This is a genomic window from Polymorphobacter megasporae (assembly GCF_018982885.2).
GTDB lineage: Bacteria > Pseudomonadota > Alphaproteobacteria > Sphingomonadales > Sphingomonadaceae > Polymorphobacter_B > Polymorphobacter_B megasporae.
Genome location: NZ_CP081848.1, coordinates 1,056,850 through 1,081,300 on the forward strand (window position 1 = coordinate 1,056,850; position 24,451 = coordinate 1,081,300).

At 65.4% G+C, this 24,451-nt stretch carries 14 protein-coding genes; 8 read left to right on the plus strand and 6 right to left on the minus strand.

Annotated features, from left to right (window positions below):
* The first annotated feature begins 112 nt into the window (after positions 1-112).
* Complete coding sequence (locus tag KTC28_RS04960; RefSeq protein WP_216709996.1) at positions 113-3,208, plus strand: helicase C-terminal domain-containing protein; 3,096 nt, start codon at positions 113-115, stop codon at positions 3,206-3,208.
* On the plus strand, positions 3,205-4,923 hold the full coding sequence (locus KTC28_RS04965; protein ID WP_216709995.1) for a DUF8724 domain-containing protein: 1,719 nt from the start codon (positions 3,205-3,207) through the stop codon (positions 4,921-4,923). The genes KTC28_RS04960 and KTC28_RS04965 overlap by 4 nt, the downstream gene beginning before the upstream one ends.
* Here the strand turns inward: KTC28_RS04965 and KTC28_RS04970 are convergent.
* From KTC28_RS04970 to KTC28_RS04980, 3 genes are read right to left on the minus strand one after another with little or no spacing between them, the layout of a single operon-like run.
* The gene (locus KTC28_RS04970; RefSeq protein ID WP_216709994.1) at positions 4,904-6,511 is read right to left on the minus strand and encodes a nuclease-related domain-containing DEAD/DEAH box helicase; all 1,608 of its coding nucleotides are present in this window, start codon (positions 6,509-6,511) and stop codon (positions 4,904-4,906) included. The two genes, KTC28_RS04965 and KTC28_RS04970, sit on opposite strands and share 20 nt — an antisense overlap.
* Position 6,512: 1 nt before the next feature.
* Positions 6,513-7,253, minus strand: coding sequence for a sigma-70 family RNA polymerase sigma factor (locus tag KTC28_RS04975; protein ID WP_216709993.1), 741 nt, complete (start codon positions 7,251-7,253; stop codon positions 6,513-6,515).
* Positions 7,234-7,719 (minus strand): hypothetical protein, encoded by a 486-nt coding sequence (locus KTC28_RS04980; RefSeq protein WP_216709992.1) that lies wholly within the window; start codon positions 7,717-7,719, stop codon positions 7,234-7,236. Before KTC28_RS04980 ends, KTC28_RS04975 begins: the two co-directional genes overlap by 20 nt.
* Positions 7,720-8,004: 285 nt before the next feature.
* On the opposite strand from KTC28_RS04980, the gene KTC28_RS04985 reads away from it, so the two are divergent.
* On the plus strand, positions 8,005-9,855 hold the full coding sequence (locus KTC28_RS04985) for a DNA cytosine methyltransferase (RefSeq protein WP_216709991.1): 1,851 nt from the start codon (positions 8,005-8,007) through the stop codon (positions 9,853-9,855).
* Between the two features lie 69 nt (positions 9,856-9,924).
* Positions 9,925-10,350, plus strand: coding sequence for a very short patch repair endonuclease (locus tag KTC28_RS04990; protein ID WP_216709990.1), 426 nt, complete (start codon positions 9,925-9,927; stop codon positions 10,348-10,350).
* A 252-nt stretch (positions 10,351-10,602) separates the two neighbouring features.
* Here the strand turns inward: KTC28_RS04990 and KTC28_RS04995 are convergent, their stop codons facing one another.
* Positions 10,603-16,599 (minus strand): tetratricopeptide repeat protein, encoded by a 5,997-nt coding sequence (locus tag KTC28_RS04995; RefSeq protein WP_216709989.1) that lies wholly within the window; start codon positions 16,597-16,599, stop codon positions 10,603-10,605.
* A 645-nt stretch (positions 16,600-17,244) separates the two neighbouring features.
* Positions 17,245-17,760, minus strand: coding sequence for a hypothetical protein (locus KTC28_RS05000; protein ID WP_216709988.1), 516 nt, complete (start codon positions 17,758-17,760; stop codon positions 17,245-17,247).
* Positions 17,761-17,982: 222 nt separating this feature from the next.
* Here KTC28_RS05000 and KTC28_RS05005 point away from each other — a divergent pair, with 222 nt between their 5' ends.
* The 3 genes from KTC28_RS05005 to KTC28_RS05015 all read left to right on the plus strand — a co-directional run bounded on the left by KTC28_RS05005 (position 17,983) and on the right by KTC28_RS05015 (position 22,132).
* Complete coding sequence (locus tag KTC28_RS05005; protein WP_216709987.1) at positions 17,983-18,594, plus strand: hypothetical protein; 612 nt, start codon at positions 17,983-17,985, stop codon at positions 18,592-18,594.
* 753 nt (positions 18,595-19,347) lie between these two features.
* Entirely contained in the window at positions 19,348-20,343 is a 996-nt protein-coding gene (locus KTC28_RS05010) for a hypothetical protein (protein ID WP_216709986.1), read from the plus strand.
* Between the two features lie 817 nt (positions 20,344-21,160).
* Positions 21,161-22,132: a hypothetical protein gene (locus KTC28_RS05015; protein ID WP_216709985.1), complete on the plus strand. Its 972-nt coding sequence runs from the start codon at positions 21,161-21,163 to the stop codon at positions 22,130-22,132.
* Here the strand turns inward: KTC28_RS05015 and KTC28_RS05020 are convergent.
* Positions 22,129-23,127: a hypothetical protein gene (locus tag KTC28_RS05020; RefSeq protein WP_216709984.1), complete on the minus strand. Its 999-nt coding sequence runs from the start codon at positions 23,125-23,127 to the stop codon at positions 22,129-22,131. The genes KTC28_RS05015 and KTC28_RS05020 overlap by 4 nt on opposite strands.
* 610 nt (positions 23,128-23,737) lie before the next feature.
* Here KTC28_RS05020 and KTC28_RS05025 point away from each other — a divergent pair.
* Positions 23,738-24,361 carry a hypothetical protein gene (locus tag KTC28_RS05025; protein WP_216709983.1) on the plus strand — a complete coding sequence of 208 codons (624 nt, stop codon included), beginning with the start codon at positions 23,738-23,740 and terminating at the stop codon, positions 24,359-24,361.
* Positions 24,362-24,451 lie beyond the last annotated feature (90 nt).

The window sequence follows — 24,451 nt, forward strand, 5'->3', positions numbered from 1 at the left end:
GATCCGCGGACCTGTATGCCGGTCAGGGTCCTGTAACGTCGATGCGGAGGACGGCGTGCTCTCGTGTCGGCTTCCAAGCCGATGGCGATAGGCACGCAAGGAGGGAGCGGCGGTGACGGATCGGATCGAAGACCCAAGTCTGGAAGATGCACGTTATCAGGCAGCCGAGCGCTTCGTCGGATTGCTCGAGCGGCGCGTCATGATCGAGGCGCGGGGCGACGAGGAGGACTTCTCAAGGTTCGATCCGACTGGCCGGTTCTGGCTCGGTCGGCTTGGGCCGAAGGACTTCGTGACACGTCCGGATGAGCGCCAGGACAGATTGGAGCCGTGTGCGATCGGACTGCGCATCAGGCCAGCCGCGCAGTTCCCGTTGTCCTTCGAAGTGCAGGTCAGCGCCCGCCTCTGGAGGAGGCGGCGGGCCGACGATGGCGGCGGGACCCGGTGGGCATGGGACAAGACAGGACCGGCGGTCATCTGCAGGCCGATCGTCGTCGAGGATCGGCCAGGAGATCAAATATTCTGTATGGATGCGATCACTGACGCGCTCGTCGCAATCGGCGTTTCCGGATTGAGCGGCGACATACGGGTCCGCATTACCGGTCGTCCGCCGTTGTCACGGGCCTTGGAGATCACGTTCGTCAACACGAGCCAGGAGATCGCCGACCATGCGGACGGCCGCTTCTTCGAGACCGAGATGCAGGTGAAGGGACTGCGGCGTCTGCCGTTCGAACTGGAGACGCTCCCCGATTCCTTCCGATACGACCGCAAGGTCCAGGCCTACGGCATCAATTGCGGCTTCGAGATCGAGGCCGACGGCACGATCCGCACCAGCGATGGTCCGGGCCACATCAAGGAGCGGCCGACCTTCTGGCCTTCGGCGACAGAGAAGCCCGATCTAACCTTCGACGGATTGGCGGCGAATCCGGTCGAAAGCGCCCGTGACATCCTCACCTGCTTTGAGGATTGGTCCCTCGACGTCTGGTCCGACGCGGCGCTCGAACGACGTGCCGACCTTGAAGACTGGTCGGACGGGATGCGCGACGAGGCCGGACAAGCGCAGAAGGAGTTCGGTTCCGAATTGGAGCGCATCCGGTCCGGAGTAGTCTACCTGGAGACGCATGAACTCGTCCGCAGCTCGTTCCAATTGATGAACCGGGCTATGCGGATTTCGGCTGCAGGCAGATACGACGAGTGGCGGCCCTTCCAGCTCGCCTTCCTGCTCGCGAACCTGCAATGCCTGATCGATCCGATCGCGGAGGCGGAGATTGTCGACATCGTATGGTTCGCCACCGGGGGCGGCAAGACCGAGACGTATCTCGGGTTGCTTCTGACCGCCGCGTTCCTCGACAGGATGCGCGGGAAGGTCTCCGGTGTGACGGCGTGGTCAAGGTTCCCGTTGCGGCTGCTGTCGCTTCAGCAGACGCAGCGTTTCGCGAACGCGCTGGCTGCGGCCGAGATTGTCCGCCTCGACGTCAAGCTGTCAGGAGACCCCTTCTCACTCGGATTCCTCGTCGGCGGCACGGCCACGCCGAACCGCATATTGAAGGAGGCATCTCAGCGCGGCATCGACGCGGACTCGTTGGAGGAGAAGCGAAATCCATATCTGCTGCTCGACCGATGCCCGTTCTGTCGCGAACGTACGATCGGTACGAGATTTGATCGGGTCCTGTGGCGTCTCGATCACGTCTGTTCAAACGAAGGGTGTTTTACCGGAGGTGCACCACTACCGCTCCATGTCGTCGACGATGAGATCTGGCGCTTCCTTCCAACCATCGTGATCGGCACGCTGGACAAGGCGGCGAATATCGCCCGTCAGACCGGCATGCGGGGGCTCGTCGCCAGCCCTCACGGCAAGTGCAAGAGCCCCGGGCACGGATACACGTACGCCACGCGCAGCACCTTTCCGAACGGATGCTTCGTTCCGGATTGCCGCGGAGGTGCTCCTGGGCCACTGCCGATGGCTTCAGACCTCTACCCGGTGAGTTTCCGCCTACAGGACGAACTGCATCTCCTTCGAGACAGCCTCGGTGCCGTCGATGCGCATTACGAATGCGCGCTCGACGGCATCCAGGAGCAACTCACAGGTCGAAAGCCCAAGATACTGGCTTCTTCAGCAACGCTTTCGGGATATGCGAAGCAGGTGGATGTCCTCTATCGGAGAGAAGCGCGCGTGTTCCCCCAGCCGTCGCCCGTCGACGGGAGAGGCTTCTGGGCCGCGGACTCGGGTCGGGTGATGCGCCGCTACGTCGCGTTCGCGCCGCGCAGGCTGACGGTCGAATTCGTCGTGGACCGTCTGATCGTGACGCTGCAGCGATCCATTCGCCAGCTGGCGTCGGATCCGAAGCAGTTGTGCGAGGAAATGGGGATCGATGCCGGTCTCGCCCCGTTCCTCGTGAATCTCTACGGTACGAACGTCGTCTACGGAAACACGCTGCAGGACATAGACGCGGTGGTCCGTTCGTCGGAGACGCAGTACGCCGAACTCGATCCGCCGCCGAACGTCGCGACGTTGACGGGTAGGGTTGGCTTCGAAGAGGTGAAGCGGACGCTCGATCGGCTGGAGAGTCCCGAAGAGCGCTACGAGGACCGGCTGCACCTGGTGGCGGCATCCTCTATGATGTCTCATGGGGTCGATATTGATCGCCTCAACATCATGATAATGCTGGCATTCCCGCTTGGAGTCGCGGAGTTCATACAGGCGACGGCCCGTGTCGGTCGCAAGTGGCCGGCGCTGGTCGTCGTCGTCCCCAAGATGACCAGGGAGCGCGACGCAAGCGTCTACAGGGCGTTCCCGGAGTTCGTCTCGCACGGCGATCGGTTCGTCGAGCCGATTCCCATCACCCGGAAGAGCCGCAGGGTCCTGGAGAGGACGATATCCGGTCTGGAGATGGCCAGGATCAACATGATCCATGAGCCGGCATCCAACGCGCGCCTCACGACGATCCGGGACCTTAACCGATACGCTCAGGCTCGAACGGGAATGCTTGCCGACGACGAGGCGGCGATCGCGGCCGACATCGGGATCGACGATGACGACGAGTTCATGCGGGCTCAATTGCACGATTGGTTCGCAGGTTTCGCACGTAACCTGCGTGAACCACCGGCGGACGCGAGATTTCCCTCGGACGCCTGCCCGACCGGTGCGCCGATGATGTCGCTTCGCGATGTGGAGGAGCAGGCACCATTGAAGGGGAACAGCACGCTATGAGGGAGATGCGCAGCGGTTCGCAGATGCTCTTTGGTCACCTGCCCGAGCAAACCGTCGACGCCGCGGGTGGCATCTGGAAGGTGAAGAGGTGGAATGAACCTAAAACGGTCAATACGATCGACACCGCGGCGCTCAGGGAGGAACTGATCAGGGCCGCCTACCCCTGGAAGGATGCGGACCCCAGCCAGGACGGTGGTTTCGTCGACGACCTGCTGGCGCACAAACCGGTGCGGGTGCATGCCTTGAATCGCGAAGAGGGCGTCTTCTGCGAACCCTTCCCCCGGCTCTTCATGTGCCAGCGATGCAAACGGCTCTACGATGACGCCATCGGAAGATGCAGATGCGGTTCGACAGCGCGGCGCGGCCAGCTACCCTTCGTCGGGTATCATGAAGCCTGCGGGGCGATAAAGACCCCATATGTGAGGAAGTGTCCTCAACACCAGCAGCGGGCCGTCCGCTTTCCCGGCACGGCATCTGCCGCCGAACTGATCTTCTACTGTCCCGAATGCCCCCCGGGCAGCTTCCTGAACCGCGGGTTCGGCGCGTCCTGCGACTGCGCCTTGGGCGGGGTGCTCTCCTTCACGGTCCACCGATCGGGCAACGTCTTCAAACCACGCGGGATCAGCATGATCAATCCGCCGCGGCGCGAGATACTCCTCCGCATCGAGCAGGCGGGAGGGGGAGAACGCGCACTCGAATGGATGCTCGAGGGGATGGTGGGGAGGCGGCTGACTGAATCCGCAGCGGCCCAGAACCCCGCGTCGATCCGGAAGCTCCTAGAAGACCGGGGATTCGACGACGAGACGATCACCGCCATGATCGCCGCGATGCCCGCCACCGCCGATCCCCGCAGCAGGACCGTGCCACTTGACCCGGAGCTCCGGGCGGACGCCGAACGTCAGGCCAAGCAGGTGGCATTGGCGACCTTCGAGAGTCGGATCACGATCACCGACCTGTTGCATCGATCGAAGGCGGAGTCGCTGCGCGATCAATACCGGTCAGCATACCCTCGCGCACTGCGACGCGCTGGTTTTGAACGGATCGAGCTGATCGACCGATTCCCGGTGCTGACCGCGCAATTCGGCTACACCCGCGGCAAACCCAACCCAGGCGACAGCAGGTTGCGCACCTATCGTCAGAACACAGGCGAATACGTCATCTACGGCGACTTGGCGCAGACCGAGGCCCTGCTGATCAGACTCGAACCGACGCGGATACTCGAGTGGCTGATAAGGCAGGGCTTTGCGCTCCCCGGATGTTCCGGAGATCGCGAGGCAGCCGAGGCGATCCTCTCGGCGATGGGACCGATGGACCGGCCGAATCCCCTCACTGAGAGCGTGATCGAGCTCGTTCACTCGATCTCGCACGCCTTCATCAAACGAGCGGCGGTCTTCGCCGGGATCGAGCGGAGTGCCCTGTCGGAGGTCGTGCTGCCGACCGCGTTATCGTTCTTCGTCTATGCGGCCGCGCGTGGCGACTTCGTGCTGGGCGGGTTGCAGGCGCTGTTTGAATCCGATTTGCATCACCTGTTGGACGGGATGGTCGACGACGAACATCGATGCGCCTTGGATCCGGGGTGCGAGGATACGGGATCGGCATGTGCGGTCTGCCTGCATCTTGGGGAGCCGTCGTGCCGGATGTTCAACACGCGGCTCTCACGCAAGGCTCTCGCCGGCGGTCGCGGCTACTTCGACATCACCGCGTCTCCCACCTGAGCGGCGTTCGGTCGCCCGGATCGCCCACGACGACAAGGACGCTCCGGGCGCGGCTCATGCCGACATAGGCCGACGTGAGGCCGTCGGCGGCGGACGGGCCGTCCAGCACAAGCACGATCGCCTGCGATTCGAGGCCCTTGAACCGCGAGACCGTCTCGACCGGGATGCCGCGGCTTCCCCATGGTCCAAACGAGAACGGACCGATCGAGCGCTCCCTCAACCTCTCGGCCAAGCGCGCCGATCCGCACAGGACGACGAGGCTCTTCGGACCGAACCCCTCGTCCAGAAGTTTCTCGACCGCGTCGACCACGTCCCTTTCCCGAGCCGGCCCGTCGGTCGATCTCCAGATCGGATCAGGTCCGGGAACCCCGCGGCCTTGCGAATCCCCTCCGAGGATCGCGGCGACCCGCCTTGCAATCGGAAGCGTGTTCCGCATGTTGCGCGTGAGTTGCCAGACGAATGGGTAGTCGGCATTGAGGTCCCAACCCCGTCGCCACAGATCCTGAAGCGGGTCCGCGAACACGAAGAACGGCGCCTCTTCGACACCACGTGTCACGCAGCGAAGCGCGTCGAGCCATATCGGCGAGAAATCCTGCCCCTCGTCAACGACGATCGCATCGTAAATGGTCTCGTTGCGCGAGCACGCGTCGATGAGGAGGGAAGGCGCCTCGTCCTCCCACCACGCCTGATCGCGCTTGTTCGACACGACCATCCCCGCGCGGCGCGCCTCCTGCAGACAGAGAGCGTGGAAAGTGCCGGCGGCGAGCCCCGGACCTCTGCTGATGCGCCCGCTAAGCTCGGCACCGAGCAATTCGTTGTAGCAGACGAGCAGCGTCCGGAAGCCATCCTTGGCCAGCTGCTGTGCACGAGCGATCGCCAGGACGGTCTTCCCGGTCCCGGCACCGCCGATCATCAAACCGCCGCGCTGAGCGCGGAGGCGTGAGAACACCTCCATCTGCTCGGCCGTGAAAACGACGAGGTTGGCTTCGGCGTCTCCGCTGGCGCTGGACAGCGTCGGAGGTGCTGAAACGGTCGGCGCGAGCAAGCCGATCACCCTTTCGAGTTCCCTCGGCTCGAGGTTCGCTTCCAGCGACCAATGGGTCAGACAGCGCTCGATGGCGGCATCGATATCCACCAGGTCGGCCTTGGAGATCGTGATCCGAGCGTGCGCGGCGGGTCCAAGTGACGGAACGTCGACCATGTGGGGAAAGACGACCGCGTGGCCCACCCGGATGTGCGGACCAACGCCGTGCTCCTTCAGCCATGCGACCAGAGCATGCTTCGAGGAGGTCGCCTGTTCGAAGGGATTCCTGATCCCATGGCGTTTGCCGAAGCGATCGGTGGTCATCCATCGTCCGTGGTCGACCTCTATGCCCCCGCCCTTGACCTCGATGACCACCAATCCCCTGCGGGGATGAAGGACAACGAAATCGGCTTCGCCATCGCCCTGGCGACCTCCGCGTCGCGACTGCCAGCTGACGTGGTGCAGCACCACCCACCCGTCGGGAAGACGACGCAGGGCATCGGCAACCCGCCGTTCGGAATCCTCCTGAGGCTCGTCTGATCCGAGACCGATGTATCGTGCCACGTCAGTTGTCCAGGAAGCCGCGAAGCCGCTTGCTGCGGACGACGTGACTGAGCTTCCGGAGGGCCTTCGCCTCGATCTGACGAACCCGTTCCCTGGTCACTTCGAACTCGCGACCTACACTCTCGAGGGTGTGGTCGCGATCGAGGCCTATCCCGAACCGCATCCTCAATATGCGCTCTTCCCGAGCCGTCAACGTCGTCAGGATGTCCCGGAACCGTTCCTGAAGCTGACTGTGCGAGGCGACGTCGAAGGCCGAAGCGGTCTGGTCGACGGCGAAAGCGAGCAGCGTCGTGTCCTCGCCGACCGGCGCGTCTCCCTCGATGCAATCCGTGGCTTGGACGCGCCAAAGCAGTTTCATCAAACGTTCCGGGTCCATCCCGATGGCGATGGAAAGTTCCCCGCTGGTCGGCGCTTTCCCGTTGACCAATGTCCATCTCGCCTCCGCACGTCTTATGCGAGCAATCCTTTCCTGAAGGTGGACCGGAAGACGGACGACGCGGTCGCCGTCGGCGATGGCCCTGCGAATCCGCTGCTCGATCCACCAGGTCGCGTACGTCTTGAATCGAAAGCCGCGCTCGGGGTCGTAGAGGTCGGTCGCGCGCAACAGACCTATGACGCCCTCCTGCACAAGGTCCTCGAGCGCGAGATGCTTCCTCTGGCCGCGGCGTCGGGCTAGCTTCTCCACATATCGGAGGTTGCCGGCGAGGAACGTCGCCCTCGCCCTATCCGCATCCGCCAGCACCCGGGTGACATAGGTTGCATCCAGACCGGCCGTGTCCCGAGGCAGTTGTAACGCCAGCTGAATGCGCCCCCATCTCCCGTTCCTCGCTCTCGCTGAGATACCTGAACCTGCGACGGCCCTTGGCGAGGGCAGGATCGCCCTCGTCGCACGGGTCGTCGTCATCCTCGACGACCCGATGACCCTCGACGGTGAGGAGGGCTTCGATCTCGACGCACTCCGCGATCGACAGCTTGCGCCGAAGATAGGTTCGGTTCACATCACCGCGCGAGAGTATTCCGCCGCCTCTCTGTGCATCGGCGGAAAGGGCGTGATACGCCTTCGCGATGAGGTCCGGCCGGACGATCCTCGCGAACTCGTCGGTGTCGACGTCGTCTCCATCCGATAGCAGCTCTAACAGGTCGTCCTCGTCCTCGGCGACCTGTTCGACGTCGGCCACGTCCTCAGAGCCGGTGTGTTCAGTCTCCAAGCAACCTCCCGTTCGACGTCGCAAGCGAGCAATGCGATCCCGGCGATCCCGTCCGATGCCCCCGTCGAGCGCCGCGGCGGCAGCCTAGCACATCGCGACACGAAGGTAGGGTTGGATTTGGCGATGTAGGCCCGGGATGGACATGGACGCAGGCCGCTGGACGTCCGTGATCTCCGGCATCGGCTCGTTCCCCTTTCCGGCTGAAGGGGGAGCCACCGTGTCCCGCAAGGCGGTCTTAGACCGGTCGCCTGCCGGCGCCGGGTGCGCCCTCGACCCGGCATCGACATGGTGCGCGACGGCTTTCCGCGCTCGACAGGGGACCTCTCGCCGCAATCCGCCGTCGCGACGCTGTCTCGCGCACAGTGCTTCATCCCGTACGACCCGGACCCGAGCGCGAAAGATCTTGCCAGGCCTCCCGAACATCGATTCAAGAAGCCTCAACCTTACATGATGACCAGGAAGGCCGTGTTCGTGACGATCAAAAGACCCCGGGCCGTAGACCTCTATTCCGGCGTCGGGGGCTGGTCGCTCGGATTGAGGCTGGCCGGCATCGAAGTCGTCTCCTCCTACGAGAGATGGGGGCCGGCAAACGAGACGAATTTCAAGAACAACTCGCACCAGGCACAAACGGTCGACATCCGGCGGCTTGCGCTGGAGGACCTGCCGAGCGACATCGACATCGTCGTCGGGAGTCCGCCGTGCACGCAATTCTCGTTCAGCAACCGGGGTGGCGGGGGAGACATCGCCGATGGCCTCGAGGACGTCATCCGGTTCCTGCGGATCGTCGATCATCTCAGACCCCGGGTATGGGCGATGGAGAACGTTCCGCGGGTTGCCAAGATAATCGAGGCGGAACTCAAGCCCGGCGGGGTGCTCGAGGACTTCCTGCACCTCGGCTGCATCACGCACATAATCGACATGGCCGAATACGGTCTGCCCCAGCGTCGACGCCGATGCCTCGCAGGAAATTTCGACGTCGCCCTCTTCGCTTCCTACAGGCGAGGAGCGACTAATCGAACGCTGGGCGACGTCGTGACCGCCCTCGCGGCCGATCCCGTCGTCGACCCGCTCTTCGGGCTTCGGATCGCCGGTACCGATCTGACTGACCACATCAAGGAGGAGGTGCTCACCTCGGAGGAGGTGCGCATCAACCGCGCCGGCAAGGTGACCCATACGGTCTACAACGCGATGCCGTTCCCCGATCAGCTCGATAGACCCGTCCGCACCATCACGGCCACTTGCACGCGCGTGTCGCGCGAGAGCATCGTCATCCCAACAGACGGGTCCGGAACGGTCCGCCGCTTGACGCTGCGGGAACGGGCAAGCCTGCAGGGCTTTCCCATCACGTTCGAGTTCTACGGGGCCAACTACGGACAGAAGTTGCGAATGATCGGGAACGCGGTTCCTCCCGCGATCACGTACCTCGTCGGTCATGCACTGCAGGGTCACATCGCGGCCGAGGTCCCGAGCCTGCCGGCGGCCGCCGCCGGCCTGAGACGCCCGGGTCCCATTTCGATCGTGACCCCGCCCGATCGGATCGGCGGCAGGTATCCGGCGACCCGCAACTTCAAGTTCGCGATCCCGAGCCTGCAGCTCAAGAGCGGTGTGCGCTTCGAACTTGGCAACTTGCTCGACGACGACATCGTGGGATGGCGGGTCGCCTTCTACTTCGGCACGTCCAAATCGATCCAGAGCCTGAAGCTCGACGGATCGCTCGACGGCGAGTTGACCGCGAGGATGTCCGACGCGATGAGGGACATCGTCTCGGCCCGACTGGACGACTTGTCTCGGTTCATCCGATCAGCCGACATCGGCAACATGCAGGCGCTCTGGGCCCACCGGGGTCCGGGTGGTACTCGCGCCTTCATGCTCTTGGACAAGCTCGACGAGATAGGGGCCGCGCTGACGGCGGGCCTCTCGGCTCATGTCGGGGAAGCCAGCGTCCTAATCGACGCCGCTCTCCGGTCGCAGCACGGTGAGGAGGCTGAGCGCCTGCCCGGGGTCCCCAAGCTCCAGCGGAACGCCGCGCTGATCCTTGCCGGTCTGCTGGTCGGATCGAAGGTCAATCCGCTTCTAGGAGACCACAGTGGTCGATCCGGTCGGCAGGGGATGAAGCTCACGGCGACGCGTGTTTGACGCCGCCGGTCGGCCGACTATATCGGCTTCGTGGTTGACCGCCTGTCTCCGAAGGAACGAAGCGCGCACATGGCGCGAATCCGAAGGTCGGACACGAAGCCCGAGTGGACAGTGCGCAGACTCCTGCACGAACTGGGCTACCGCTATCGCACCCAGCTCGCAGCGGTGCCGGGGCGACCCGACATCGCGTTCACTGCGCGTCGCAAATGCATTCAGGTCCACGGATGCTTCTGGCATGCCCACGGCTGCGACCTATCCCGTAGTCCGAAGACGCGGACAGCCTTCTGGGAGGAAAAGTTCGCCCGCAATCGCGAACGCGACGCGCGCCTCGACTTGGCGGCCACCGCACTTGGTTGGAGCAAGCTCGTCGTGTGGGAATGCGAGACCCGGAACGGCTTGCTTCTAGGTGAACGATTGATCAGGTTCCTTGGCGAGCGCAGACATCGCGGGTCTGCAGACGACTATGGCGCGCTACTGCCGGTCGCCTCGACTTGACCCAGCACCGGATGCGGATGGCACCGAGTCGGCCGGGTGCGGTCCACGGATGGCGAGGCGGAAACCGATTACCCGGATGATCCAATGGCTCTTCAGACACGCCCGATCCGTCTGGTCCGGGCAGGAAGGCTGGTCATGCCAGCGTGGTGATCGCTTCAAGCGGCCATTCCCTGAAAGGCGACCAGTCCGATCGCCGCCATCCGACGAGCGGTCCGAACATCGACAGAAGAGGATCGCAACCCGATGCCCGGTTCAACGGGACCCGAGCAGATTCTGCAGGCGCCACAGTCGAGCGGCTCGTCCAGCCGGCGTCCTCGCGACCAGGTCGCCGATGATGCCGTGCAGGCCGGGGGTCAGTGCCGGCCACGCGCGGGAGCAGCGATCGATCAGATTCACGAACGCGTTCTCGCGGTCGTCGCCGGCGCACGCCGCGATGATGGAGCCGATCTCGACGAACTCCCCCGCCGCTTGAGCGGGAGCGATTGCCGGCAGCCCTCCAGGCGCAGTACTGTGCTCGAGCCACCGACAGGCCGTCGCGAAACTCACCATCAGGTCGGCGGCCATCGCCGCGTCGCGCCAGGCAATTGGCTGCAGCAGCGTCCGCCAGAACGCCATGTCCGCATTGGCCGCTACCATCCGCACCGGCCGGGCCGGGTCGGCGGACAACAGGGTCGCGACCTCCTCAGCCTCGTCGGTCTCCATGCCGGCCAGCGCGAACGCTCCCAGCTGCAGCCAGGCGCCGTGGTCCGCGGGATCGCGCTTGAGGACTCCAAGTGCGCCGCCGACGAGCAGTCGGAGGAGCTTGGGCCTGTCGAAGCCGCCCTCGTCGAGACCCCGAGGGCTAGCCGAGAGGAACGACCCCATGGCGTTCGGCCAGGTCGACCGCCGGAGGAGAAGGAGCCCTTCAATGGCCACGATGCTCGAAGTGGATTCAAGCTGCGCCTCGATCAGCCTCTCGGCCAAATCCGCGTCCAGCGTCGAACGGAAATCGTCGTCGCCGAACGCCGCCGCTAGCGCGTGGTGGAGGAGTGCCGCCGGCGACATCCAAGACGGCCATGCTACATCCGGCGGACCCGCGGGTTGAAGCAGAAGCAGGTCAACGCCGGCCGCCGCAGGCTCGTAACTCTCGATGCCGAGGCGCACTTTTTCGGGCGCGAGTCCTCCACCCAGCACGACGTCCAGGACCCGGTCGGCATGGCCCCAAATCGCCGCCAATTGATAGGCCGTCGGTGCCGCACGCCACGCCGCATCGCGAAGGAACCAGCGCTGGGTCCAGCGCAGCAGGGCGACGAAGAGCGGTCCGGCGTCCGTCATCGCAGCCAGCAACCTCTCGGCGAGCCGAACCAGGACATCGGTATCGGCACCGGCGGCGCGCATCGCCGCGATGACGTGCGTAATCGCGAGCGGAGTCCTGGCGCGGGGGGCCGCCGCAGACAACGACGCTGCGTCGAGCGGCTGCCTTCGGGTCGGAATCCCGGCTGTGGCGACCAGTCCCGCCACCGGATCAGCGGCGCCGCGGTTCACTTGCGCCGCCGCCCACGCAGCAGGGAACGGAGCCGAGGTGTCCTCGAAGCCCAGCGATGCGAGGACCGACGCGAACGGAGCCGGCGCGAACGCGTCCAGCTTGAAGAGCTCCCGCCGGGCGAGCATCGCCGCGGTCTTGGAATGGCGAGCCTCGGCCGACGTCGCACGCACGGTCTGGAGCACCCTCATCATTGCAGCAGTCGTGCGTGCGCCCACGGCTTCAGCGTGCGCGCGATCGGCCGAGACGGCGTCCAGCCGAAGGTCGCGGACTAGTTCCGCTATCGCGATTGACCGCGTCTCGCCGTCGAGGCACGCGATCCATAAGGTAGGATCCTCGAGCGTCACGCGAACCGCCCCGGTCATGATCACGTTTCTGCCGTCCCGACGCAGTCGGACTAGGAGGCGCCGGCCGGTGGGGCCTGCTTCGGCGCGAAGCCGGCCGCGTCCGTACTTCAGGGCTCGGCGCGTCTCGCGCCAGAGTACCTCGGGCGCGAACGACATGGAGCCGATCGTGATCGCTTCACGGCAGACCCCGATTGCCGCCATCCGTCGGTCGCGATAGAGTTCCGTCTGCACCACCTCCGGCAGAGCACGGATTCGCCGCGCTATCAGGGTGCGCATGACCCGGCGATCACGCACTCCGTGCGCATCACGGCTCGCCAAGAGCGCGGCATAGAAGTCGGCGAGATAGCCTCCCAGTCTCGGGACGACGGTATCGTCCACATCGGCGATCGTCTCGACCACGCGGAGCCAGAGCCAACGGAGGTAGCATTCACGGACTTCCCCACGGCGATCGTCCAGCATTCCGATGTCGACCGCCTGATCGAGGCAGTGGGCAATCTGCATGATCTCGAAGCGCGGCTGCGCGTCTCGCGTATCCTCATCCGGCATGGAGCGGCCGAGCCGCTTGCGACGGGCGTTCAGCCACAGCCAGTCCGAACATGCGACCCGGGCGTCGAACGTCAGCGTCTCGTCCAGCCAGATGGCCTTCAGGCACGTCGCGAGCAGACGCATCCCCGCGTGCAAGGGCTGCGTCTCGTCAGGCCGATCCGATTGAGCCAGCCCTACCGCCAGATGCACCTCGTGCGCAGCCGAATGGGCTATGGCACGCCGCTTCGCAGCGAGGTCAGGCGTCTCGACGACGACCTGCCCATGACGCGGAGCCGCGCGCAGAGCATGCAGTACCTCCGTTGGCGACGGCATCATGAAGAGCGCTCCGGCGCTCCTCAGATCGTCGAGCGCCCTGTCCCGGCGACGTGGCGCAAGACGCCTTTCGGCGACGAGGGCCTCGAGGACTTCGGCAACCCCGACGACGGGCATCGACGCCGTGCGCGGATAACCGGTTAACAGGCGGTCGTCGATCCAGGCCACGGCACCATCCAGCCCCGGTGCCGCGATGACGTCGCGTAAGCAGAGCGTCAGCGGCGTCTCACCCGGCTCGCCATCCTCCTCGTCATCCCGGCCGGCATCGAGGGCAGCAGCCGGGATGGTCCGGTATAGGCCAGATGCGAAACCGGCCGCCACCCGGTCCCGCAACGCGGTAAGCGTCCCCACTATCCTGCACGCGGTCGCGGCCTGGTCCCGCCGGAAGATCGCCTCGTCGAGAAGCGTGCCGTCGCATCGCAGATCGTATCGCGCCGCTACCGCCGTAAGGGCGTCCGCGGCCGCGAGGCGGTGCAACGCTTCGGCGTCGAGCAGCAGCGCCGCTCCATCCGCCGGCGGGACGTCGCCACCGGCGTCGGGAAGCCCGTCTAGGATACGCGCCGCGTCCTCCTCCACGATCGCGTGCCGACCGCGCAGTGCTCCCACCAGCGCCGCCAATGAGACAGATGATCTCGGCGAGTCGCCGGCACTCGATGGATGGTGCCGGGTGACGACCACCGTCGCATCGACCTCGTCGATTCCCGACGGCCGAATTGAAGACGCGAGTATCCTCTCCGGGATGGTGGCGTCGCCGTGCTCCCGGCATCCAAGTTCCATCGCCAGAAGCGCCATCGGCGTCGCGGCGGACACCCGGACGCCGTTTGGGTTGGTCTCCACGAAGTCGAGAAGATCGAGCCGCGCGGCGACGAGTAGCGCCGTCAGGTCCATGTGCAGCCGCCACGACGACCATGGAGCCGTAGGGGCAACCGCCGCCTGCCGGGCTCCGTGCCTGATAGGCCAGGCGTTCATTCCGCCGCCGGGCTGGGAATTCGGTCCGAGATAGAGAAGCGCGAACCGGGTCGGGTCGTCGGCGAAGCGAAGGTGGACCGGGATCGCACCGTCGAGGAAGATTCGGTCGAGTTCGTTGTCATGCGACTTCTGCTCCGCTAGCAGGCGCGGAAGCTCATCAACGGTCAGCAGCCGCACGTCCGACGCGCCTTTTGCCGCACGGGCATGGACGCGAGACGTCAGTGCCTCGATCGCCCCCTCCGCTTGAAGCCGGAGCGCATCGTGCATCGCGGCGGCAGCGTATCGGTCGTCCAGATCGGTCGCGACCGCTCGATCAAACAGTTCGCGCGACAGCGTCCGCTCCTCCGCCTGCAGCAGTCTCGACCAGCGCAGGGCATGATCGCCAGTCAGAAGTCCCGCGTCCAATGCGCCCCTAACGTCGGGTATGGCCGCACGCAGGTTCCCCGTTCGGATCACCAGTTCGGCCCGGAACAACCGGTCCCCGGCCGAGCCGGAACCGGCGATCGCGTCGGCCTCGCGCAAAGCGGCTGGCAGATCGCCGGTGCTTTCAAGAGCGGCCGCACGAAGCCGACGCATGTCCGAGGGCAACGCGATGCCGAACTCGGCCTCATGCGCTTCGAGGAGGGCTAACGCGCGGGGCGCGTCCCCGCTCCGGTAGCACGCGTCAACCGCGAGCCGCACGGCGGCGGCGCTGCGGAAGGCGAGAAGGGCAGCGACGTGGTCGACGAGCATCGCCACCCGGCCGGCGGCGGCCACTCCCTCGGATAGCTGCATCGCCTCAGGATTCGGCTTCGCCGCGGCGAACAGCTCGGCCAGGCGTATCGCGGCGGGACCCCAGTCCCCGTCGACGCGCGCACGTCGCAGGACCCGCGCAGAAGGATCTTCTACGGACCCGGCGGCGTCCAGCCGCCCAATCCAGTCCATTGCCTCATCCCGGGCGTCGCCACTTTGAATGGCCAACGACCTGCGGAGCGTCTCGGCGCCGATCGGCTCACCGCGCCGAGCCAGCAGAATGCCCAGCACGCGAACGGTGGAGAGGTCCGCGCCGCACTCGTAGCGATCGAGGAGGACACGCTCGCTGCGTTCGAGATCGACGTCGATGCCGCGGAAGACGCACCACGCGACGACCGTGGGGTCGTCGTCGGACAGGATCAGAAGCCCATCCGCCTCATCCCGCGCTCGATCGCGACGAGCCCGAATGCTGCTGAGGACGGCGAGCCGCCACATGCGGTGGTGGACGACGTCGGGTTCGGTCATGACAAGAAGATCGAGCAGCAGCAGCGCGTCCTCGAGCCTTGCCTGGCTGACGACGTCGTCGCGGACGAAAGAGCCGTCAAAGGCGTTTGGCGCAAGGAACCACGCCGGTGGGACGGCGGGCGACAAGGCGCAGGCGTAGCGGATCATCGCTCCCAGCTGGCGCACCGCGGTCCACTCGGGCGCGATCGCCTCGGCTCGGACCATATGCTCCAGGGCCTCTTCGCGTCGGTCGGCCGCGAGAGCCACCAACGCCTGCATCCTGATGGTCTCGGCATCCCCCGGATCAACGGAGGCGAGCTCGCCGAGGACCGCTTCGGCACTTTCGACGTCGCCCGTCATCACAAGGAGTGCAATCCTGAGCTGAAGCCCGGCAGCTGTGGTCACCGTTCCGAGGACATCGAGCGCCCTACTCGGACCGGAGCGCAGCAAGGCGACGTGGGCGGCGATGCGGGGCTCATCGGCAGGCGTGATGGCGTCCGCCTCAGCCGACAGCCGCTCAGCCAGTGCGACATCCTCGTCCCGAACCGCGAGCGACGCCGCCAGACGGAGTATCCGCGCTTGGGCGGATGCCTCCAGCTGAGGCCAGTTCTCTTCCCGTCTCTGCTCGTCCACGAACGAGCGGACCACGCCCGTGCGACCCGCCCGCAGGTCGGCGATGGCCCTGTCCACGGCCCGCAGCGCCTGCCTCGAAAAGCGCCGTTGCAGTTCCAGCATCTGTCCGATCAGCGCCTCCGACACCAACGCCGATCCCGGCGAGGTCGTCAGTCCGGGCTCGACCATCCTGCCGCAAATCCGGACCGCCCATTCCTCGGACAGGTAATTCATGACGAGCACCCGGTGAGGACCCGCCTTCCTCACGATGGTCGATGGCGTCCAGAACTCGTAGGCGATTCCGAGCGCCTTGAACCTCTCGCGCTCCTTGCCGATCTGATCCTGAATCTGGCGTCGAGCGGTGTTGCAAGCGGTGGTTGCTAGGACGAACCGGCGAATCCCGCGGTCGCGCCAGTGCGCGGACCAATGCTTCAAGAACTCGTCCGACCACTTCCGCACCTGAGCCGGCGTGGTCGTCTCATAGCACTTGCACGACGCGACCTCGTCGTCGCCGTCCCGACGGCGCGCGATGACGTCGACTCCGCGGTCGCCCTGCCCATTCACCCCATACTCGCTGCTGGTCGCAATCTCGGGCTCGTGACCGAACAGATCTGTCACGAAACGCTGGAAGCGGTATGCGCCGATCTCGTGCAGCCGGGGAGGGATCGTCTCATCGACGCTGGGGAGGGGGATGGCGGTGGTCACGCGCCAGACTAGGGTCGAAGCTCGTGCGAGGCCAGTCGTCCGGGCGGCACGAGACGAGGTACGGGCGAGGGATGCAAAAGAAAGCACCCGGACAGGCAACTCCCGGGCGTTCGCAAAACTCTTCGCCTGGTTGTTCCGATGTGAACATGATGTGCGATCGCCCAACCCGCGGCGTCGACCCGGCCGGAGACGAGCAGGCGTCCTTGGATCGTTCGCCGTCGCGCCGCCGGCGAAAGCGAAGACCGGAGGCACCCGTCACGCGGCGGGCCAAACAGCGATGTCGGCGCCGACAATGGGGCACCGGCATGCCCGTTCGGCAGATCGCATGGATTCCGCGTCAGCCGGGTGAATAGCGACCGGCATGAGATGAGCGACGCCGCGTCATGTGAAGCCGTACTCGCCCAACCCATTCGAAGCGGCCTTCGCACCGCCTCTTTCTGTTCAGGCTTGGCATAGGCGGACGTAGAGGTCCTGAACGACCGGCACGACGGCGCTGCGAGCGCTGACCTTACTTAAGGTCAGCGCTCGAGGTCCGCGATCATAGGGGAAGACGCCCCGCCAACGGCTAACGAGCGGCGAGTTTGCAGCCACATCGACCCGTTCTGCGGCCGAGCGTCAGTCGTCCGCCAGCATGCGCGCAGGCGCCTAGCACGACGACTGCCCTGAACCGGACCGCGAAGGGGATACGACTTGGTGATAAGCCGAGTAGGCGGCGCCGTGCCGCCCGGCCGACTTATGTGAGGCGGCAGCGGAATCCACCAAGACCTCGGTGAATGCGTCGATCGCAGCCAGCCTCTCCGCCGTTCGGGACGCGGCAAACATCTCTAGAAATCTAGCCCGCCGTTCGGGCTTCGAAACCTTCTCCCGCTTCAATTCCGCAAGGATAGCCATTTGCGGGAAGGTCGCAGAGAAGAATTCCTCGGCGTCTTTTTCTTTAAGGTTCCCGTCGATCGGATTGCAGTCAGCGCATGCCGGGAGCCATTTTGCGAAGCCAAACAAGGGAGCAAGGAAGCGTCCCGGCTGTCGCGCGGGGAGTTTTGGTTGTTGATGGTAATGATCCGTCACGGTCGATAATGCGCGATTCTGCGCGATCTTCGGCCCCAACGGCCATGAATATCGTTCTATGTGAGACGGTACGACGAATCTAGTGAAGTAATCCATCAGGTGATCATGATGGCGAAAAGTAGTAATCTGAGGTAGTGCCGCGCCGGAATCAATGCATATCCGACATCTTGGAGAAACGTATACAGCTTGTTGGGAATTGAAAATGATCTCATCTCTCTTTGACTTGGACGTTGATCCGTTCACCGAATTGCAGGCGACCAGGCTATACGCATTTGTGACGCCCATCGAGAGGAGGCGGAGCAGAGAGACATCCATGGCATGACCGGGCGTTCGGCAAAGCCCTACACTCTTACTACTAGTGCCGCATACGCACTCCCCGCCATCAGCGACGATCTCGGCATCTATGCGACTTGGATGAGGAGTCACTGTGTCGAAGAAAATATCATCACCACGCTGGCCCACGGGCTGGAGTGGCGGGCCCGCCTGCTCGTCTGGCTTGGCGCCGCATTTCCGGAGCGCATGGCCCTGGCGGTCATCGGAGTCGATCCTGCACTCATTTTCTCCCGCGTCATGGCGACGGCATATATCGGTCTGATCGGCGCTTCGCCGTCGGGGCCTTTCGAGGTGCAGGACGTTGTCCCGTCTTGGTCGGATGACATGGCGGCCCTCGTTTTCACCGCGTTCCGCGAAGTCTGGGCCAGCGCCGAAAGAGGAGAGATCGAAGGCACCGCATTCCTCGAATTCGCTGCGGCTCCAATCGCGTTCCCCGGCGGCGCCGTAACCCTTCACGATTATAATCCAATGGTCGGACTTCGTGCGACTACGCTGCGCTTCATCAATGGCGTCACCTACAGCGGCAACGGATATCACTGCTTGGAAGACTCGATCCTGTCGCAGCGACCCGTCGAGAACCGGATGATCCGGATCTGACTGCGCGGCCCATGGTTTGCTGGAACAACAGGCGAATAATTGCTGGAATGCGCCGGCGTCGGCGCCTCGAGCGAATTGCCGCTCAAAGGGACCGGCTACACAGCCTGTAGCGGCGTAGTCTGTGGAGGTCGCCGCTCTTACATGCAGGGCAACGATGAAGTCGCGAAAGCGTCGACGAGAATGAAACGCGCGGCACCTCGGCGTCCGCCGCCGGAAGGCGTCACGGGCGTGGCCCGGCCCAACAGCGCCCGCAATCCCCATTCGCCCATCAAGGCGTCCGCGGCCACTTGGATCGCGAAGTCCTGACCAAGTGGTGGCCGCTCGTCGAAGCGGCAGGACGGGCGAGGTGACGGTGTGCACGGTCCGCGGGGACCAAAACCCGGAACCCAAGCTCGACCAGGGTGACGGCGAGCCTTCGGTCGAATGTTGCGACGGGCCCCGGAACGACGATCCGTGTCGCCTCATCCGACGGACCGACCGACCCCGACGCGACCCTGGTCGCCACTGAGCCGAGGAACGCCGGCCTGCCCGGATCGCGTCCCTCCGCGGTGCGACGACCCAACGACGCCGCCCGGCGCCGGTCGGCACGTCCGGACCATTCGAGTGCCGACCGACCCCATCGCGCCGCGCCGCGAAATCCGCATCTCGCCGAACAAGACCGCCGCACCTTGCGGCGGTCTTCATCCAAAGGAGACCGACATGGATGGAACACACGACCTAACGTTCGTCGCGCCACATCGACGCGCCGAGGTGTTGCGGCGGATCGGCATCATACAAGGCTTCATCGCCAATCCGGGCCGACGTCATGCCGAAGCCTGCGCGGTCGAACTGGGCCTCACCTACGTCCAGTTCTACCGGCTAGTAAAGGTCTGGCGAAGCTCCGGTCGGCCGGAAAGCCTTCCGGGAGCACGGTCGGGCTACGCAAGGCAAACGCCCGTGACCGTGGAACAGCGTCAGCTGTTGGCTGACGCGGTCGAGGCAGATCCAGAACCGACCATCGCCCGCGTCATGCGGCAGGCTCACGCCGCTGCCGCCAGGAGCGGCATGCAGCTTCCGGCGCGGGAGGCGTCCCGCCGGCTTGTCGCCGGGATGATGGCGGAACGGGCGTTGAAGACGGGGCTCCTCGCTGAATTCGACGTCATCGTGACGCACGCCGCCATCGACGTTCCGGTCGGCCGCGGCCGGGGTGCGCCTGCGATGCCGGTCGCGACGTTTACAATCGATCTCCGGGGAGCCAGTCCTGTGGTCATCGGGCTCGTAGTCGAGATGGAGGCGGTCACCGCCGCGTCGGCTGCAGCGTCGCTTCTCGACGCCTTCCGCATCGCCGGGCCGCCATCCCCGAACGCAGACGGAGACGGCCCTGCCATACGCCTGCATCTGGACGTCGGCGTCGGTGAGGACTGGAACCGCATCACCGAGGCTCTCTCCGCATACGGCGTCGAAAGGGTCGGCCGCACGGTCATACGGCGCGGACGGCTAGACCATTCGAAGGCCGCACTGGGAACAAGACCGGCCGGTCTTCGGCTTCATCCAGGATTGGCGTTCCGCCCACCCTCGAAGCGGCCGGCGAAGCTGCGCGCCGGGGCGGCGGCGATGCCGCTCGCGGAGGCAGAAGCGCTGATCAGGTCCAGGCTGGTGCGTCGTCCCGGAGCGGGTTCACGACCGCTTCCGTCCGCCGATCTCGTAATCAATCTAGAGGAGATGCTGCCTGCCGTATGCGGCGACCTTGCGCCTGAAGGCGAGGTCTAGTCACTCGACGTCCGCGAACCATTTCAGCATCATCGTAATGGACACGAACGGCTGTCCCCGCCAGATTCATCGAGGCCGGCCGCCAGCGCCCCGAAGATAGGTGCGTTATGAACGCTTATTTCCCGCGCCGCGAGGAGATCGGCATCCGCGAGCGTTGGAGGAGTGAGCCTCGTTGGCGCCTTCGTCGTCCCCGCCCCATCGCCCGTTGTGGACTGGGGCTTCAACCAGAGCTTGCCCAGTCTACGACCGACCCGTGACACCAGACCGACCCCGAACCGCCGCGGTCCAGTCGGGATGACCCATTGCTAAATCGTCGGGCGGATCCGCTCGTCCCAACTTAACCGTGGCCAGCGCTTCGTCGGGCAGAACCAGCCTGAGCTTGGCGGAATCCCGCGACCGGTTCCTGTCCGCGCACTTCTCACGCAGCAGGGCGAGTGCGGCGGCGGCGGCGACCCCGACCCCGACCCCGACCCCGACCCGGGCGGTTGGCTGCTCGAGGTGCCAACCGAATGACCGAGTATCACGAGACTGGAGGCACGCGTCACGCGGCGAGCCAAACAACGACGTCGGAGCCGACTATGGCGCACCGGCAAGCCCGATCGGCAGATTGCATGGATTCCAACGTCAGCCTGGCAGATAGGGACCGGTATGAGATGACCAACGTCGCGTCAGGCGCCGTCGTTCGCGCTGCATGCTCCGCGCTGCGGGACGCTGCCTGAGGTAGCTTAAACGGTGACGCTCGAGGCGCCACTTGGCGACCAGCCGCGCGCTCGACGACCGACGCTTCGATCCAAACACGACATTGATGGAGGACTGAATGACCGACGCCACCCCGGCGGACGGCGGATTCGCCGCGTCTGCAGCAAACGACGATATGGACATGACGGGCGTCAATCCACTCCGGCTTAACGAGGTGCGGCGCCGCGTGTCGGTGGTCCGAGACTACATCGCGCTTCGGGCGCCCACCGATCAGGATAGGATCGATCACGCCGCCGCCCTCGGCCTGAGCGTCAACCAGTTCCTGGCGCTCGTGCGTGCCTGGCGCGAGCACGGCAAGGCTGTGGCGATCTCAGGGGCCGGTGCCGCCAAGGGCGTGCCCCGCCCGAAGAGCGCCCGAAACCTCCCCTCAGCCAGCAAGGCGGCCGCGGCGGCGGTGATAGCGAAGCTCGGACCCGACGTATCGCTGGTCGAGACGGTCAGACATGTGAAGCAGAGGTGCGGGACGCTTCGCGTGGCCACACCGTCACGCAGCACGATCTGGAACATGGTGATGGCGGACCGTCGAACACGAGGTGCGAATGGCCGCGAGGGCATCGTCGTCTCGAGATGCCAGGTACGACTGCCGGTCGAAACAGACGACGGGGTCGCGTTCCCCACACTCGCGATGGCGGTGGATCTGAAGACGGGCGCCATCCTCGCCGCCGCGATGGGGGACGACGCCGCGACCGCGTCGACCATCGTCGACGGTCTAGAATGCCGGGTTGCCGGCGGCGCGGTGCTGGTGGACGCCGACCTCGCGGGTCCGATTCGGAGGCGCAGCGAGGTCGAGTTCACGTCCATGAAGCCGTCCGCGGCGAGGACGCACACCGCACGGACGTTGGGCCGCGGGTTTGGCTCCCTTGAATTGATCTTCCAGCCTAGCCGGGCGATTGCGCCGGCGGACATGCTCCGATCGATCAAGGATGCACCGCTTTCGCCCGAAGACGCGCGGCGGCTGATCGGCGAGCAGATCGGCGTCCACAATGCCGCTCGCGGAGCCGCGTCGGCGGTCCTGTCGTGGGCGACCTAATCGCTGGACAGTAGCTCGAGCAGACGCGGAAGATCGGGCGGCGGCGGGAGGTTCGAGCCGTGACTGAAGCCCGACATCGCCGTGGCATTGTATTCGTCGACCTCGACGGAGAAGCGCGCCACGTGGTCGTCCGTCGGCGAGGTGACCCGCTTCAACACGCTCCCGTCCGGACTGGAGACCGTGTGCGTCGGCATCAGGACAACGGTTCCGATGCGGAGACCCGTGGCCGGCCGAAGATATCGACCGTAGCGGTTGCTGCGCGTGGACATCTCGACCCCACATCCGACCCCGGCGGCGGCGAAGCGCTCGCGTGCGCCTGTCCAGACGCTCAGGTCGGTGCCGACGACGATCTCGGCGCGCGCCATCCTCTCCGCCCAACGCAGCCGACCGAGCTCCCCCCGGAACAGCCGACGGCGGCCGTCGCGTGCGGCGCGGCTGTAGCCGGCTCGGCTGTCGGCGACGTCACCGAGCCCGGCTCCGACGATGACCTGCGTCGCCCGGTCAACGATCACGAAAGCGGTCATCAGAACGTCGTCGCTCGGCTTCAGCACGCACGCCGAACAGTCCAGCATCAGGTCGTTGCCGGCCAGGTCCTCGCGTTCACGCCGCCGGCGCTCCTCTTCTACGTATCGCCGCAACGTGTTGTGGCTCGGAGGGTCCTCGATGTGCTCACCGATAGCGGCTTCGAGGTCGAATGCCAGCTTGCGCACGCTACCCTGCGGATTTGCGTCGAACACGGCGACCAGCGCACGTCTGATCGCAGCGTCGTGAACGCCGAGACGCGTCTTGGGCGCGCCGGCGAACGTCCCCAATGAGTCGAGGGACCGCTTCGTGCGCCACTCCTTGGCCATCTCGTAGAGACGCGTGACGCTGACGCCCGCATCGCCGGCGGCCTTCTTGGCGTCGAGCTTGCCGTCGTCGCCGGTCCATCGGCTCAACGCCGTCATCCGCTGCATGGCCTTTGCGCGTTGAGCCACGGAAAGCGCCGCCCACATCGCGTGTTCCCTTTCCGGAAGCGGATCTCCCAAGAACACCTCCGGCGACGCAGGCGAGCGTCGTCCCCCGTCACCGCTCTGGCCATTTCGAGAATCATCCACCGCTGAAACATAGTCGAGGGCCCCAGCGTCTCCAAATTAATTTCGATATCCAAACTAGTCTCGATTGACATGAGCGCTGGGGCTATTATCTGAGGCGCATCGACACTCATTTGGAGATTGGGATGCGTGGGTTTCAAACAGACTGCCGATCCCACCGGTTAGATAGGGACGGTCTCCCGGTCGAGAAGGTCGGGATTGTGCGGGCCATCGAGCCCCGCCGTCACGCCGGAACCGCCGCTCTCGAAATCGTGCGTCCCACGCGTGGGCATGGAGCATGATGCGATTGGAGACGGAGCTACAGCGCGGACGGCACCGCCGGTTGCAGCCGAACCGGCCCTTCGACCAGTTGGCGTCTGAAGCCATCCACGTCGGAGATGGCCGCATGACGCGTTCAGATGAGGGGAGGCGTCCGCTCTCGACGCCGCCGGTCATCGCGCCCGGCAGCATCCGCATCGTCTTCCCGATCGAGCCCGGACCGATACGCACGATCCACACAGGATCGAAGGTCGTGCCGACGCGGAGCTACACCTCCGGGAGGTTCGACGAGTCGCATCCCCTCGAATGCCAGACCGAGTTTCGGCTCGCCCGGCACAATGAAGTGATGCCTGGCATCCGGGACGCGGTGCCGCAACCGTGCCGGATCGAGGCGGTCGTCGACGGCATCAGGCGAATCCACATCCCCGATGGATCCCGGCTATGGTTCGACGGCCGACGCGAACTCATCGACGTGAAGCGTGATGTCTGCGACTTCCGCGATGCCGGCGGCGTCATGCAGCGGCTGCTGGGTTCGGCGGCGGCGGCGGCGCTCGGCTGGGACTACGTCATGATCACCCTGGCCGCTCTCGGCGACCAAGACTTCAACGACAACGTCGATCTCGTCCAAAGCCATCGTTTTACCTCTGTCACGACGCGGCAACGCGCCGACGCCGCCGCAGCGGTGGCGAAGGGGACGCTGTCGCTCGGTGCTCTGATGAATCTGCTGTGCGAGGACCGTCGCAACGGCCTCGCTGCGGCGTGCGCACTGATGGTCCGACACGTGGTCGCGATCGATCTCGATCGACCGATCGGTCCCGCAAGCATCGTCACGGCCGCGCCCGTCGCGATGACCCGCCTGCCTTCGATCCGCCTGTGAGGTCGCCCGACTTCTTTGGCTGGATCCGAACTCCACTGGGTCGGGCGCCCCGGCGGCTCGATGGCGGACGCCTCCCATTTCCTCCGACCA